The 15520-nt window shown below is 65.0% G+C and carries 12 protein-coding genes and 1 pseudogene; 3 read left to right on the top strand and 10 right to left on the bottom strand.

Features of this window, described 5'->3' with window-relative positions; all coding sequences use genetic code 11:
- Positions 1-12: 12 nt before the first annotated feature.
- The 4 genes from PRZ03_RS01010 to PRZ03_RS01025 form a co-directional block, all read right to left on the bottom strand.
- Positions 13-351 carry a hypothetical protein gene (locus PRZ03_RS01010; protein ID WP_273598612.1) on the bottom strand — a complete coding sequence of 113 codons (339 nt, stop codon included), beginning with the start codon at positions 349-351 and terminating at the stop codon, positions 13-15.
- A gap of 426 nt (positions 352-777) precedes the next feature.
- Entirely contained in the window at positions 778-966 is a 189-nt protein-coding gene (locus tag PRZ03_RS01015; protein WP_273598613.1) for a hypothetical protein, read from the bottom strand.
- Positions 966-1895, bottom strand: a complete 930-nt coding sequence (locus PRZ03_RS01020) for an ADOP family protein (protein WP_273598614.1) — start codon at positions 1893-1895, stop codon at positions 966-968. The genes PRZ03_RS01015 and PRZ03_RS01020 overlap by 1 nt, the downstream gene beginning before the upstream one ends.
- 47 nt (positions 1896-1942) lie before the next feature.
- Positions 1943-2302, bottom strand: coding sequence for an HlyD family efflux transporter periplasmic adaptor subunit (locus PRZ03_RS01025; protein WP_273598615.1), 360 nt, complete (start codon positions 2300-2302; stop codon positions 1943-1945).
- 144 nt (positions 2303-2446) lie between these two features.
- On the opposite strand from PRZ03_RS01025, the pseudogene PRZ03_RS01030 reads away from it, so the two are divergent.
- Positions 2447-3226: pseudogene (locus PRZ03_RS01030) on the top strand (sensor histidine kinase).
- Between the two features lie 248 nt (positions 3227-3474).
- Here PRZ03_RS01030 and PRZ03_RS01035 read toward each other — a convergent pair.
- From PRZ03_RS01035 to PRZ03_RS01050, 4 genes are all read right to left on the bottom strand, one after another.
- Entirely contained in the window at positions 3475-5889 is a 2415-nt protein-coding gene (locus PRZ03_RS01035) for an ABC transporter permease (protein WP_273598616.1), read from the bottom strand.
- Positions 5890-5907: 18 nt separating this feature from the next.
- Complete coding sequence (locus tag PRZ03_RS01040) at positions 5908-8301, bottom strand: FtsX-like permease family protein (RefSeq protein WP_273598617.1); 2394 nt, start codon at positions 8299-8301, stop codon at positions 5908-5910.
- A gap of 96 nt (positions 8302-8397) precedes the next feature.
- Complete coding sequence (locus tag PRZ03_RS01045) at positions 8398-9075, bottom strand: ABC transporter ATP-binding protein (RefSeq protein WP_273598618.1); 678 nt, start codon at positions 9073-9075, stop codon at positions 8398-8400.
- Between the two features lie 32 nt (positions 9076-9107).
- A complete protein-coding gene (locus PRZ03_RS01050; protein ID WP_273598619.1) occupies positions 9108-10406 on the bottom strand; it encodes an efflux RND transporter periplasmic adaptor subunit in 1299 nt (432 codons plus the stop codon).
- Positions 10407-10555: 149 nt separating this feature from the next.
- Between PRZ03_RS01050 and PRZ03_RS01055 the strand changes: the two genes are divergently transcribed.
- Both PRZ03_RS01055 and PRZ03_RS01060 read left to right on the top strand, forming a co-directional pair.
- Positions 10556-11908, top strand: coding sequence for a sigma-54-dependent transcriptional regulator (locus PRZ03_RS01055; RefSeq protein WP_273598620.1), 1353 nt, complete (start codon positions 10556-10558; stop codon positions 11906-11908).
- Positions 11898-13163, top strand: a complete 1266-nt coding sequence (locus PRZ03_RS01060; protein WP_273598621.1) for a sensor histidine kinase — start codon at positions 11898-11900, stop codon at positions 13161-13163. Before PRZ03_RS01055 ends, PRZ03_RS01060 begins: the two co-directional genes overlap by 11 nt.
- A gap of 27 nt (positions 13164-13190) precedes the next feature.
- Here PRZ03_RS01060 and PRZ03_RS01065 read toward each other — a convergent pair whose 3' ends face one another.
- Both PRZ03_RS01065 and PRZ03_RS01070 read right to left on the bottom strand, forming a co-directional pair.
- On the bottom strand, positions 13191-14858 hold the full coding sequence (locus PRZ03_RS01065) for a GMC family oxidoreductase (protein ID WP_273598622.1): 1668 nt from the start codon (positions 14856-14858) through the stop codon (positions 13191-13193).
- 6 nt (positions 14859-14864) lie between these two features.
- Positions 14865-15506 carry a MarC family protein gene (locus PRZ03_RS01070; RefSeq protein WP_263535051.1) on the bottom strand — a complete coding sequence of 214 codons (642 nt, stop codon included), beginning with the start codon at positions 15504-15506 and terminating at the stop codon, positions 14865-14867.
- Positions 15507-15520 lie beyond the last annotated feature (14 nt).

The following is a 15520-nucleotide window of genomic DNA, read 5'->3' on the forward strand; positions in this document are numbered from 1 at the left end:
GACCCGCAGCGTCTACTTGTGGCGGCTGGCGCAGACATGCGGATCGCGCTCGCCCATGGTGTCACGCGCCGGCCGCATATTGCTGAAGGCCCAGTGCTTGATGGCCGGATGCTGAGCCAGCGCAGCAGTCAAAGGCTTCAGGTTAGGTACGGCCTCGGGGTTGACCATCAGGCCCAGCCACAAGCGGCCATGGGTCGCAAAGCCGCGATCCAACTGCAGCAGATGCTGTTGTTGCAAGGCCAATACGCCGGCCAGGCCCAACAGCAAGATGGAGCCACCCAACTGCAAGCTCAACAAGGTTTGGCGCAGGCGGCGGCCCCAGGGACCTTCGCTGGCATTGTGGCCCTGCAATGCCGGTGCCGTCGCGCGACGCAGCGCGGCCCAGGCAGGGCCGCCCGATTGGCGGCGAGGCGCAGACGATTCGCACCTTGCTGGCCTATCTGGAGCAGCGCTTCGGGGCTTGAAAAGCCTGATCGAAGGATCGCCACGCCGCCATACGAGCGACAAGGGCGATCCCGCAACACAAAGCCTCTTCGGGAGGCGAGGCCAGCGCCCGCCGCGGATGGCATGGGCGACCCAAAGGTTTCGCACAAGACGCATATTCAGCTAGCCGTCAACAAGAGCCCACGCAGCAGCTTCGCGGCCCCTCCTTGCGGCCGGCGATCTGCCGCTCGCTGAAACCAAGCAAGCGGCAGATCGCCGCTCAGTCGCGCAGCGCCAAGATCGGCCGCATCGCCATCGCCGCCAGGCCATGGCGCAAGCCCGCCAGGGCCGTCATCAACAGCGTGCCCAACAGTGCGGCCAGCCACCCATATCGGCGCGCTCGACAAAGCCACCCAGATACTGCTGGCCCGCCCACCAGATCAGCGGCAGGCTGATGGCCGCGGCTATGCCGAGCAAAGGCGCGAACTCCTTGACCAGCAAGCCGGCGATGTGCCGATGATCGGCACCGTGCAATTTGCGCATCACGATTTCCAGCGCGTCGCGGCGCGGCGCACGGTGTAGGCGGCCAGCGCGTAGACGCCGAAGCCGGCCAGCAGCAAAGCGATCAGGCTGGTGGCGGCGATCAGTAGGCCGATATTGCGGTCGAGCCGGTAGCGCTGCGCGAGTTGCTCCTCGACGCCGTTCATCTCCACCACGGTGTCGGGCATATAGCGCGGCCAGACCTCGGACACGGCGGCGCGCAGCGCAGCCAAGTCTGAGCCCGAACCCGAGCCCTTCAAGGTAAGCACATTGCGAACCTTTTTGGACAGGCGGAAGACCTGAGGCTGGGCGATATTGCGCGCCGATTCCTGCTTGATCGCGCCGACCACGGCCTTTATGCGCCAACCATCATTGCCCACTTTGAGCTGTGCGCCAATTGCCGCCTGCGGCGAAGCAAAGCCCAAGGCCTTTACCGCCATCAGGTCGATGGCGAGTGGCCGGTCGACGCCCGGCTCGGTCTTCTCCGGCAGCACGATGCCTTCCAGGCTGCCCGCCAGCAGCGGGATCTGGTAGACATTGAAGAAGCCTAGATCGTAGCGACCGGTGCGCACGCCGGCGCGGGTCTGGCCGTTGTCCATGGTGTCAACCTGCCCGACTCCATTGCGGCCGGGCACATCCTCGCTCCAGCTCAAGGCCTGCACCGCAGGGTGACGCTTCAAGGCCTCAAAGAGGCCGTCGGTCTGTTCCGGTTTCAGGCCTTCCGGCAGATCCAGCGCCAGCAGACCCTGGGTCTTGAAGCCCAGATCCAGGCGCGCCACATATTCGCTCTGCCAGACCACCATCACGGCCGCACCCGACAGGCTCAGCGCGGCGCTGAATTGCAGCACGGTCATCGCGCGGCGCAGATTGCGCCCGCTCTTGCCTTCGCTCTGCTTGCGGCCCTGTAAGGCGGGTGCGCAGTGCACACCCAAGGCGACGCGACTTGGACGTGATCACGCGCTCGCCTGCAGCCAGGCCGTCAGTACCTCGATGCGGCCGGCGGCGCGCCGGCGCAGCCGCACCGTGCGGCGCTCGGCGGTCTTGCCCCCGCTTCCAGGCTGGCTTGCAAACCGGTCTGCACACGAGACAGATAGAACTCATCGACATTGCCGCTGAGCTTGAAGCTGGCGATGTTGTCGATGCGGCCGAGCCGATCGCCCGGTTTGACCGAGCTGCCGACCTGCAGCGTGAAGCCGCTCAGCTGACCGTCGCGTGGCGCACGGGCCGACAGACCCGAGGCGGCCTTACGCACCACGGCCAGGCCAACCCTGTGGCCGGTTTGGCACGAGTCGATGAACTGATGGCCCAGGGCATTGCGGTGCACGATGAAGAAGTGCATTGCACCAGGCAGCGTGTCCTCTTGCGCGACTTTGTTCCGCTGACGATCAATGGCGAGCCGCGTGGGCGTTTGTGCGTGTTCCGTGACATCACGCCGCGGCAGAAGATCGCCCTGGCTCTGCAACTCAACGAGAGCCGCTTGCGCATGGCCGAGGAGCTCGCCGGCATCGGTAGCTGGGTCTGGCCGGTGAGCTCGGGCGAGCCGGTTTGGTCCGATCAGATGTACGAAATTTACGGACTCGATCGGGCCAATGGGATGCCCAAGGTCGATGCTTGGCGGGACGCGATTCACCCTGATGACAGCCAGCGCATGGGCCAAATCATAGAGAGAGCGCGCGCGTCAGCACAGCAACTCAATATCGACTTTCGCATCTACGCTCAGGACTCGGGGGAACTGCGCTATATCGCCTCAAAATGGGTGTCAGTCGCCGACGCCGTGGGTCAGGTCTTGCATGTCTGGTGCATCGATCAAGATGTCACGGCCCAAAAGCTGGCGCAACAAACCTTGCAGACCTCTTTGAATGAAAAGGTCGCTCTGCTCAACGAGGTGCATCACCGGGTCAAAAACAATCTGCAGGTGATCACCAGCTTGCTGCGCATGGAGGGCAGGCGCAGCGCCGTGCCCGGTGTCAAGACGGTGTTGTAGGAAATGCAGGCGCGCATCCGCTCGATGTCGCTGCTGCATGAGTCGCTCTATCGGAGTGGCATTTTCGCGGCCGTCGACTTGGCTAGATATCTGCGCCAGTTGGCTGGCGAGGCCTTCCGCGCCCAGGCCCCAGAAGGAGGCTTGGTGCGCTTGGTGCTGGACTTGACGCCGCTGCAAATGAATATGGACCAGGCGATGCCCTGCGGGCTCTTGGTCAATGAGCTGATTTCCAATTGTCTGAAACATGGGTTTGCGCCGGGCAGCCAGGGAGAGGTATGAGTCACCTTGCAGCTGTTGGGCGAGGCCGGACTTTGGCGCATGCAAGTCAGCGACACCGGTGTTGGATTGCCGGCTGATTTTGAAGTTAGGCGGAAAACCTCTTTGGGCCTGCTACTCGCTGCCGATTTGGCCCGGAAGTTGGGCGGCGAGCTCGAGATCGGCCCAGGCCCAGGCTCAGGGGCAAGCCTGGGCGTAAGCTTCAGGGCGCAGCAGGTCTAGCCTACATCGGGTCTAGGATACAGGCGGCGCTAGTCCCGCAGCGCCAAAATTGGCCGCATCGCCAGCGCGGCCAAACCGTGGCGCAGGCTCGCCAGCAGCGTCACGGCCAAGAGGCCCGCCAAGGCCAGCAGTTGCGGCCAGGCGCCGAGCTGCACGCGGTCGGCAAACTGCGTGAGGTAGCGCTCACCCAGATACCAAGTCAGCGGCAAGGCCAGCGTCGCGGCAAAGGCCAGCAAGGCGGCGAATTCGCGCAGCGGCTGCTTGATCGCCTGCAGGCCGGAGGCGCCGTGCAGTTTGCGCAGAACGATCTCCTTGGCATGGCGGTGCACCAGATATGCCGCCAAGGCGTAGACGCCGAAGCCGGCCAGCGCCAAGGCCAGCAAGCCGCAGGCACTGACCAATTGCGCGATGCGCAGGTCAGCTTGGTAGGCGGCCAGCAAGGTCTGCTCGGCCGGCTCGACCGCGAAGGGCTCGCCCGGAAAGAAGCGCTTCCACAAGGGTTCCAACCATTGCTCGGCTCGTTCGGCCTGGCTGCCCGGCCGCAAGCGCAGATTGAGCACCCAGAAACTCCGCCCGCCGCTCAAGGCCTGGGCGCTGGTCTGCAGCAAAAAGGCATGCGGGCGCGCCGCTTGGCGGGTGCTTTCCAGCAATTGTTTGGGCACGACGGCGACCACCTGCCAAGACGTTTGAGACTGGTTCAGCCCGGTCATCACAAAGTTGAGGGTCTGGCCCAGAGCCTGCTCCGGCCTGGCCCAGCCCAAGGCCCGTGTAGCCGGCTCGTCCAGCACCAGGCCGCCTTGGTGCATGCCGTCTATTTGGCCTGCTAGCACGGGTATTTTGTAGAGACCGAAGAAATCAGCATCGACATTGCTGATGCGCAGTTTCGCTTCGCGCTGCTGATGCGTGAAGGTGGCGTTGCGGTCCATGAAGACATTGCCCGGCACGCTCTCGCTCCAGCCTAAGGCTTCAACTTCGGGCCGTTGGCGCAGCGCTTGATGCAGATCCTCGGCCTGCTGCGCGGTGGCGCCGGCGGGCATGCGCAGCGTCAGTACGCCGCCGGGCTGGAAGCCCAGATCGCGGGCAAGCACATGGCGATTTTGGGCGCCGAGCAGCAAGGCCAGGGTGGTGGCCAATAGCGCGATGCCGAATTGCAGCGTCGTCAAGACGCGGCGCAGCCAGCGGCCGCCTTCGCCCTCGCTGGCCTGCCGGCCTTGCAGCGCCGGGGCGGCTTGCATATGCCAAGCCAGCCAGGCGGGGTAGAGGCAGACCAGCAGGGCCAGCAGCGCACAGGCCAGGCCCAGACCGGCCAGCGGCAGCGGCTGCAACAAGCTGTCGGGCAGCGGCACCTGCAGCGCCTGGGCCACCCAAGGCAGCAGCAACCAGGCCAGCAGCAGGCCGACGCCGGCCGCCAGGGCGATGCTCAGCTGCGCTTCGACGGCGAACTGCAAGAGCAAGCGTGCCGGGCTGATGCCCAGCGCCTTGCGCACCGCGATCTCGCGCTGGCGCTGCAGCGTACGCACGCTGCTGAGGTTGACGGTGTTGAGCAGCGCCAATCCGAGCAGCAGCGCAGCGACCGCGCCCAAGGCGAGCAGTACCGTCAGACGCTGCTGGCCGGCGCGCCCTTCGAACGGCATTTGGGTGATCGGCAGCGCGCGCATGAAAGCGGCCTTGCGCCCGCCGGCGGTCCAGTCGGCGGGCAATTGCTGTATCACCGGGCTGCGGTCAAGCAAGGTCTGCGCCAGTGCGCCAACCTGCGCCGCGCTGGCGCCATGCGCGAGGCGGCCGAAGACCTGACCGTTGATCTGGAACCAGGCGGTGCGAGTTTCTTCGTCAATGCCCGCCGCCGGCGAGTCGAAGCTGACGAAAGCCTCGGCGCGCAACAAGCTCAGTGAGCTGGGCTGCGGCAGGATCGCGGCGACAGTGAGCCGGTGCGCGCCGACGTCAAGCACGCGACCCAGCGCCGCATCGCTGCCGAACAGCCGCTTAGCCAAGGCCTCGGTCAAAGCAATGGTGTCGGGGCGGCTCAGCGCGTCTTTCAAGTTGCCTTGCAGCGGACGCAGATTGAACAGCTCCACCAGGCTGGCGTCGGCCGCAGATACATTGGCGCGCAGCTGGCGCTCGCCTTGGCGCAGCGTCAGTGTGTCGTCGGCAATGCGGGTTAGCAAGCTGAGCGGGGCTTGGGCTTCTTGCAAGGCCTGCTTGAAGATAAAGGGCGCGCCCAGAAACCAATCTTCTTGGCGATCCGGCATATTGCCGTGGAAGTCGATCAGCACGATCCGCTCGGGCTCTTGTAGCGCCGGGTCGGGGCTGAGCCGCTCGCCCAAGAGCACGGCCAGCAAATAGCAGGTCGCCAGCGCCAAGGCCAGGCCGCCAATCAATACCGCCGCGTTCAGCGGTTCGGCCCGCAATTGGCGCGCGGCCACGCGCAGGTCGAGCAGTCTCATCCAGGCCGGCTCCTTCTCTTAGTCGCGCAATGCCAAGATCGGCCGCATCGCCATCGCCGCCAGACCGTGGCGCAGGCCCGCCAGCGTCGTCATCAACAGCGTACCCAGCGTTGCTGCCAGCAGCGGCCAGCCACCCATATCGGCATGTTCGACAAAGCCACCCAGATACTGCCGGCCCGCCCACCATATCAGCGGCAGGCTGATCGCCGCTGCGATGCCGAGCAAGGGCGCAAATTCCTTGACCAGCAAGCCGGCAATATGGCGATGATCGGCACCGTGCAGTTTGCGCATCACGATTTCCAGCGCGGCGCGGCGCACCGTGTAGGCGGCCAGCGCGTAGACGCCAAAGCCCGCCAGCAGCAAAGCGATCAGGCTGGTGGCGGCGATCAGCAGGCCGATATTGCGGTCGAGCCGGTAGCGCTGTGCGAGCTGCTCCTCGACGCCGTTCATCTCCACCACGGTGTCGGGCAAGTAGCGCGGCCAGACCTCGGCAACCGCAGCCCGCAGCGCGGCCATGTCTGTGCCCTTCAAGGTCAGCACATTGCGAACTTTCTTGGACAGCCGGAAGACCTGTGGCTGGGCGATATTGCGCGCCGACTCCTGCTTGATCGCACCGACCACGGCCTTGATGCGCCAACCATCATTGCCCACTTTGACCTGTGCACCAATCGCCGCCTGCGGCGAAGCAAAGCCCAGGGCCTGCACCGCCGTCAGGTCGATCGCGAGCGGCCGGTCAACGCCTGGCTCGGTCTTCTCCGGCAAGACGATGCCCTCCAAGCTGCCCGCCAGCAGCGGGATCTGGTAGACCTTGAAGAAGCCCAGATCGTAGCGAGCGGTGCGCACGCCGGCACGGGTTGGACCATTGTCCAGCGTATCGACCTGGCCGACCGCGTTGCGGCCGGGCACGTCCTCGCTCCAGCTCAAGGCCTGCACCGAAGGGTGACGCTTCAGGGCCTCAAAGAGGCCATCGGTTTGCTCAGGTTTCAGGCCTTCCGGCAGATCCAGTGCCAGCAGACCTTGGGTCTTGAAGCCCAGGTCCAGGCGCGCCACATATTCGCTCTGCCAGACCACCATCACGGCGGCACCCGACAAGCACAGGGCGGCGCTGAACTGCAGCACGGTCATTGCGCGGCGCAGAATGCGCCCGCTCTTGCCTTCGCTTTGCTTGCGGCCCTGCAAGGCGGGCGCGCAATGCACGCCCAAGGCAACGCGTGCCGGGTAGAGGCCGGTCAAAGCGCCCAGCGCCAAGCAGCCCAGCACCAGGCTCAGCAACTGCATGGGCGCGAACAGCTTGGACGCGAATTTCACATCGAGCAGGTCGGCCAAGCCGGGCGCCAGGAGCCAGGCCAGCAGCAGACCCATCGCACCAGCCAGCAAGGCGACCAGGCTGGACTCGAATATGAACTGTGCGGCGATGCGCGTGGGGCTGGCGCCCAGGCTTTTGAGGATGGCGATCTCGCGCTGGCGGCGCAAGGTGCGCACGCTGCTCAGGTTGACATAGTTGATCGCGGCCAGGGCCAGCATCATTGCGCTAGCGGCGCTTAAAGCGCTGTAAAGCATCAAGCGGCTGGCGCTGTAGGCACCGTCGAAAGGCAATCGGGTCAGCGCCACGGCGCGAGTGAAGGCCGCTTTGCGACCGCCGGCACGCCATTCCGGCGGTACTTCCAAGGTGCCGGGGCTGCGGTCAAAGATGCTCTGCATCAGCTGGCCCAACTGCTCGGTGCTGCTGCCATCGGCCATGCGCACAAAGACGCGGCCGGCAATCATGTACCAGGCCTTGTCCATGCCCTGGGCCATGACGCCCGAGGCCGGCGACTCGAAACTCGCCAAGGCATCGAATTGCAATTCGCTGTTCGAGGCTTGCACCGGCACGATGGCCGCCACCGTCATCTCCTGGCCGCTCATGCGCACGCGCTGGCCCAAGGCTTCTTGGCCGGCGCCGAACAGGCGCTCAGCGGCCAGCGTGGTCAGCACCAGCGTGTCGGGCTTTTGCAGTGCCGCGCTCACATCGCCCTTGAGCGCCTTGAGGCCGAACATCGGCGCTAGGTCGGCGTCGGCAAACAGCACCTGGTTCTTGCTCAGGCGCTCGCCGGCGCGCAGGCTCAACTCGGCATCCAAGACGCGCGCCGACTGCGTGACGGGTGCTTTGTTTTCCAACAAGGCATTGCGAAAGACAAAGGGCGAGCCCTGGAACCAGTCATCGTTGCGGCCGGGGATATTGCCCTTGAACTCCATGCGGGCGACCCGTTCTGGCGCCGGCACGGCCGGGTCGGGCAGCCAGCGGTCGTTCAAGAGCAGGGCGATCAGATAGGTGGCGGCGATGGCGATGGCCAGGCCCAGAATCACCACCACCGAGTAGGCGGGCTCATTCAGCAGCTGGCGCCAGCTGACGCGTAAATCTTTGAGTTTCATTTTCTAGTCCTGATGAGAAACAAGCGCAGGGCCGCCCCAAGCGTTTCTCCTCCCCCTCGGGGGGGCGGACGACGCGAGTCGGCCTTGGGGGCTCACTTAGGCTGCGAGCGCGTCAACGAGGATGCGGCCATCCAGCAGGCGCAGGCAGCGATTGGCTTGCGCCGCATGGGCCGGCGAATGGGTCACCATCACCAAGGTCGTGCCTTCGTTATTGAGCTCGCGCAGGATGCGCATCACCTCGTCGCCCTGGGCGCTGTCGAGGTTGCCGGTTGGTTCGTCGGCCAACAACAGGGCCGGGCGCGACACGATGGCGCGGGCAATTGCCACACGCTGCTGCTGGCCGCCGGAGAGTTGTGAGGGCCGGTGATTGGCGCGGTGATCGATGCCCAAGCGCTGCATTGCGGCGCCCACGCGGCCGGCATGCTCGGCCACCGGCACATCGCCGTACTCCAACGCTAACTCGATGTTCTCGCGGACACTCAGATCGTCGATCAGGTTGAAGCTCTGGAACACAAAGCCGATGCGGCCGCGCCGCAGCTTGCTCAATTGGCGCTCGTTCCAGCCAGTGACGTTCTGGCCGTCAAACCAATATTCGCCGCTGCTCGGCGCGTCGAGCAGGCCCAGGATGCTCAAGAGGCTGGACTTGCCGCAGCCCGAGGGGCCGGTGATGGACAGATACTCGCCCGCCTCGATGTGCAGGTCGATCTGGTTCAGCGCGGTGGTTTCGATGTCGCTATTGCGATGCAGCTTGCTCAGGTTTTTCAGCTTGATCATTTTTTGCTCCTAGGATTTTTGGGAAGATTCAATCAGGACTTCAGATTCAACAACTTGGCGTCGCCGTACTGGCGCACCTTGGACGTGATCACGCGCTCTCCGGCCGCCAAGCCGTCCAGCACCTCGATGCGGCCGGCGGCGCGCCGGCCCAGCCGCACCGTGCGGCGCTCGGCGGTCTTGCTGTCGGCGCTCAGCACATAAACCCAGGCGCCGCCGCTGTCGGCGTAGAAGGCGCCGTCGGCCAGCAGCCGCGCTTGTGCGGGCGAGCCCAAGCGGATGCGGGCGTCCAGGCTTTGGCCGGCCTGCATGCCGGGCGGCATGTCCTTGGCGAATTCCATCTCGACGCCGAAGCGGCCATCTTTGACCTGCGGCAGGCGCTGCGACACCGTCAGGGGCCAGGTCTTGCCCCCGGCCTCCAGGCTGGCAGCTAAGCCGGTCTGCACACGCGACAGATAGAACTCATCGACATTGCCGCTGAGCTTGAAGCTGGCGATGTCGTCGATGCGGCCGAGTCGGTCGCCCGGCTTGACCGAGCTGCCGACCTGCAGCGTGAAGCCGCTCAGCTGACCGTCGCGCGGCGCGCGCGCCGACAGGCCGCTGGCGGCCTTGCGAACCACGGCCAGGCCTTCGCTCAAGCCCTTGACGGCGCGCTCCATCTCGGCGACGGCCTGCTCGCGGGTGCGCAGCTCGGCGGTGCCGTCTTCCTTGGCTTGGTCGAGCAGACGCTGTTGTTGCGCGAGCTTGAGCTTGGCATCTTCAAGTGCCGCGTTCGAGACGAAGCCTTGGGCGGCCAAACCCTGCTGGCGCCTGAGGTCGTTCTCGGCCTTGGTCAATTCATGAGTGAGATTGCTGACGTCACGGCGCTGCATCGCCTGCGCGTTAGCAAACGCTGTGCGCTGCATGGCCAGATTGGCCTGCTGCTGGGCCACCTCGGCCGAGCGTTGCAAGATTTCTTGCTCGCGCTGCGGGTTGGACAAGCGGTACAGCAGCGCGCCTTCCTTGAGCATGTCGCCATCGCGTACCAGCACTTCATCGACCCGGCCGCTCTCGGTCGCGTCCAGCAGCACCTGGTGAGCCGGCACGACCTGGGCGCGCAGCACCAACTCGTCGAGGAATTGGCCGTCGGCCACCGTCGCCAGGGTCAGGTCACTCATGGGCACGCTCAAGCCGCGCGGCACGCTGAAGTAAAGCGCCGCGCCGGCGATGGCGACGGCGGCGGCTACCGCGGCCCAGCGCAAGGGCTTGGCGTATTTGTTCTTGGGCAGGGCGCGGTCCATGGCGGCGCCACTGACGGGCGGTGTGGGTCGCAGCGAGTGAAGGTTTGCATTCATACCTGAGTCATTGCAAGCGCCGTGCCAGCGGTTTTCGCCCGCGCTCGGGCAGGTTCTGCGGCCAAGTGTCCGATTCCGGACAGTCGGTTTGCCTGCCGCTGTTCGGATGCGGACAGCTACAGCGGCGGCGCGCTGCTAATCTATCGCCTATGTCCATCCTGATACTCGACGACGACCCCGATGTGGGCATCGCTGCCAGGCTGCTGCTGCAGCGCCGCTTTGGCCCGGTGCGCCTGCTGCAGCGCCCGGCCGAGCTGGCCGCCGCCCTGGCTGCCGAGCCGGTCGAGCTGCTCTTGCTCGATATGAACTTTCAGCCCGGCCAAACCGATGGCGCGCAGGGTCAGGCTGTGCTGCGCGAGGTTTTGAAGTTAGGTCCCAAGGCGCCGCCCGTCATCGTGATGACTGCTTATGCCGAGGTCAGCCTGGCGGTGGCGTCCTTGAAGGCCGGTGCCTTTGACTTCATCACCAAGCCCTGGGACAACCAGAAGTTAACAGCCACCGTGGCGGCGGCGTTGGCCAGTCGGCAAACCACTGCCCCTGTGACCACGAGTTTGCTGGGTGAATCGCGCGCGATGCGCGAGTTGCGCGCCTTGATTCAAAGCGTAGCGCCGACCGAGGCGAATGTCTTGGTGCTGGGCGAGATGGGCTCGGGCAAGGAGCTGGTGGCGCGCGAAATTCATGCGCTGTCCAAGCGTGCCGGCCAGACCTTTTTGGCCGTCGATTTGGGCGCGCTAAGCGAGACGACGCTGGAAAGCGAGCTGTTCGGTCACAAGCGGGGCAGCTTCACCGATGCGCGCCAGGAGCGGCCGGGGCGCTTTCAGGCGGCCGAGGGCGGCACGCTGTTTCTGGATGAAGTCGCCAATCTGCCCTTGGCCGGCCAGGCCAAGCTGCTGACTGTGCTGGAGCGGCGTGAGGTCACACCGCTGGGCGCCGACAGCGCGCAGCCGGTCAATGTGCGCATCGTCAGCGCGACCAATCTGGACGAGACCTCGCTGTTTGACGCGCAGCGCTTCAGGCCCGACCTGCTGTATCGGCTCAATACCATCGTCTTGCGTGTGCCGCCCTTGCGCGAGCGGCGCGACGATGTGCCCTTGCTGCTCAAGCATTATCTGGATCATTACGCCGAGCAATACGGCAAGCCAGCTCGGGCCTGCAGCGAGGCGGCGCTAGCGGCCTGCCAAGCGCATGACTGGCATGGCAATGTGAGGGCACTGCGCCATGCCTGTGAACGTGCCGTTATCTTGGCGCAGGGCTCGCAGTTCGAGGCGGCTGATTTTGCTTTGCAGGCGCCGGGCAATGCGTCGATCGAGCCCCTTAGACCGCTGCAAACGATGGAGGCAATGGAGCCGACTACTCCTTCACCCTTGCTTTTGAGTCAGCTGGAGCGCACCGCCTTGGTGGATGCGATGCAATCGGTGCAAGGCAATATCAGCCAGGCCGCCAAGCTGCTGGGTCTGAGCCGGGCGGCACTGTACCGCCGTTTAGAAAAATATGGACTCTAGGCGCGCGTTCAGAATCTGGCCGCTGCTGCTGTGGGCCACCTTGATGTGCCTGGGCGCGGCCTTGGCGGGCTGGCAGCATGACGCGCCTCGGCCGCTGGTGTTGGCGCTGCTGCTGATGCTGGTGGGCTTGTACGGTGCGCTGTGTCAAATGAAACGCTTGCTGCAGCTGGCCGAGGCGGGTTTGGCCGAGCCGCTGCGGGCAGCGCCCGACTCGGCACGCGCGGCCGAGCTGACGCAGCAGCGCATGCTGCTCAATGAGGCCTTGCTGGAACATGCGCCGGTGGCTCTGTGGCATCAATCCGCAAAGGGTCAGGTCTTGCCACTCAACAACGCCGCGCGCCGATTGGTCGCACCCGGTGGGGCGACCGACAGTGCCGATCTGTTCGCGCGCCTGGCGCAGCCGCGCGAGCAGAGTGCAGGCCATAGTCTGTTCAGCTTTGAAAGCGAGCGCGGCAGCGAGCGCTGCCTGCTGGCCAGCCGCGACCTGGTGCTCAGCCAGTCACCCGAGCGCCTGCTGGCGCTGATGCCGATCGAATCCGAGTTGGAGGCCGAGACGCTCAAGGCCTGGCGCCAGCTGGTTCATGTGCTGACGCACGAAATCATGAACTCGTTGACGCCGATCTCGTCTTTGTCGCGCACCGCGCGGGAGTTGCTGGCGGAGCAGGGTGCGGCCCATCAAGAGGACAGGCAAGACCTGACACTGGCGATGGACACGATCGCAAGGCGGGCCGATTCGCTGGCCAGTTTTGTCGGCAACTATCGCCGTGTCAGCGAGCTGCCCGAGCCCAAGCTTGAACCGGTGCGCTTGAACGAGCTATTTGCCCGCTTGGAAAAGCTGGCCGGCGCCGATTGGGCGGCGCGCGGCGGCGCGGCCGTTTTTGCGGTAGAGCCGGCCAGCCTGACGCTGATGGCCGACGCAGGCCAATTGGAGCAGGCGCTGCTGAACCTGATCAAGAACGCGGCGCAGGCCACGGGCGAGCAGGCCAAACCGCATTTGAGCGTGCGTGCCCGCCTGGTGCGGGGTGGGCGCCTCAGCATCGAGGTGCGCGACAACGGCCCCGGTGTGCCTGCCGGGATGGAGACCGATATCTTTTTGCCCTTCTTCAGCACCAAGCCCTTGGCCCAGCCGGGACTTGCCGCTGGCGGTCAGGGCATTGGCTTGGCGGTGGTACGCAACCTAGTGCATGGCATGGGCGGCGGTGTGCGCTACGTCAAGCCGGTCAGTGGAGGAGCGGCGTTCGTACTGAGCTTTTGACCCGACAGCCGATCGACTTGCCATCCCTCATTCGCCCGCAAGAACCCAGGCCGCCGCCTTCTCCGCAATCATCAAGGTCGGCGAGTTGGTGTTGCCGCTGGTGATGGCCGGCATCACGCTGGCATCAACGACTCGCAAGCCCTTAATCACTCCGTTGGAACCGCGCACCCGCAAGCGACTGTCGACGACGGCCAGCGCGTCATCTTCGCAGCCCATCTTGCAGGTACCAACCGGGTGGAAGATGGTGCTGGCGATCTGGCCGGCTTGAGCGATCAGTTCTTCGTCGCTTTGGTACTGCGGGCCCGGCTTGTACTCATCGGGTCGGTAAGCCGCGAAGGCCGGCTGCGCGATGATCTTGCGCGTTAGCCTCAGGCTGGCGGCAGCGACGCGACGGTCTTCGTCGGTGCTGAGGTAGTTGGGTGCAATCGCGGGGGCTTGCAGCGGGTCGTCCGAGCGGATTTGCACCGTGCCACGACTGCTCGGGTTCAGATTGCAAACGCTGGCGGTGATGGCATTGAAGCGATGAAGCGGCTCACCGAAGGCCTCCAAGGACAGCGGCTGGACGTGATATTCCAGGTCGGGCCAGGTCTTGTCGGGACTGCTGCGCGTGAAGGCGCCGAGCTGCGAGGGCGCCATGCTCATAGGCCCGCTGCGCTTGAAAGCGTACTCGGCCGCGATCTTGGCCTTGCCCCAAAGGCTGGCCGACTGGGTGTTCAGCGTGGCCGTGCCCTCGACCTTGAAGACGCTGCGAATTTGCAGATGATCTTGCAAGTTAGAGCCAACGCCGGGCAGGTCTTGCTGCACCTCGATACCCAGGCCCTGCAGCAGGGCGGCTGGGCCGATACCGGACAGCTGCAAGATCTGCGGCGAGCCGATGGCGCCGGCCGCCAACAGCAACTCGCCGCCGGGATTGAGGCTGACGCTTTCTATGCCGCGCGGTGTGTGCACCTCGGCGCCCAGGCAATGCAGAGCGCCGTCGATTCGCTCCAGCCGCAGACGCTGCACGGTGCTGCCGGTCCATAACTCGAAATTCGGGCGGGCGTAGCAGATTGGGCGTAAAAAGGCCTTGGCGGTGTTCCAGCGCAGGCCTTTGCGTTGATTGACCTCGAAATAGCCCACGCCTTCGTTGTTGCCGGCATTGAAATCTTCGGTCGCGGGGATGCCAGCCTGCACGGCCGCTTGGGCAAAGGCGTCCAGCACGTCCCAGCGCAGGCGTTGGCGCTCGATCCGCCATTCGCCACCATGGCCGTGCGCAGCCTTGAAAGCCGCCGTGGCTTGGGTGGATGCGCCCGCTGCTTGGTCGAGCCGCCAATGGTTCTCATGTTGTTTGAAGAAGGGCAGACAAGCGTCCCAGCGCCAAGCCGGGTCACCGGTGGCTGCGGCCCAGCCCTCATAGTCACGGCTTTGGCCGCGCATATAGATCATGCCGTTGATGCTGGAGCAGCCGCCCAGCACCTTGCCGCGCGGGTAGCGCAAGGCGCGCCCGTTGAGGCCCGGCTCGGGCTCGGTCTGGTAGAGCCAGTCGGTGCGCGGATTGCCGATGCAATGCAGATAACCGACCGGGATGTGGATCCAGTGGTAATCGTCCTTGCCGCCGGCCTCCAGCAGCAGCACGCGTTTTTCGGGGTCGGCCGACAAACGATTGGCCAAGAGGCAGCCGGCGGTGCCGGCACCGACGATGATGAAGTCAAACATCCCGGCTTAGCCAGAAATATGTGAGGCCAGGACCGGGAAGAGCTTGATCAGCCCATCGGCCAACAGCTCCACCGCCAGCGCCGCCAGAATCAGCCCCATCAAGCGGGTCATGATGTTGATGCCGGTTTGGCCCAAGGCGCGCGCAATGCGCCCCGAAGCCGAGAACACCAAATAGGTGAGCAGGCCCACCACCACGCCATAACCCACCAGCACCGCTAACTCCCACCAATGACGGGTTCGGTCGGCGTAAATGACCATGGTCGAGATCGTCGCCGGGCCGGTCAGCAGCGGGATGGCCAAGGGCACAACCGCAATGCTGGAGCCGCTGTCGGCCTTGTCCGCACCTTCGGTCAGGTCGTCCTTGCGGCTTTCGGCCGGCTGCGCGTTGAGCATCTGGATCGAGCTGATCAAGAGCAGGGTGCCGCCGCCGACCTGGAAGGACGCCAGCGAGATGCCGAAGAACTCGATCACTCTCAGCCCTACGAGGGCGCTGATCGAAATCACCAAAAAGGCGGTGAAGGAGCTGACCAGAATCGTTTTCTTGCGCTGTTCGCGTGTCAGATGGCTGGTGAAGTGAATGAAGAAGGGCACGACCCCGACCGGGTTGACGATGGCGAGCAGGGCGACCAGAGGTTTGTAGATGTCCATGGCTGGATTGTGTG

This window comes from Roseateles albus (genome assembly GCF_028595345.1).
GTDB lineage: Bacteria > Pseudomonadota > Gammaproteobacteria > Burkholderiales > Burkholderiaceae_C > Paucibacter_A > Paucibacter_A albus.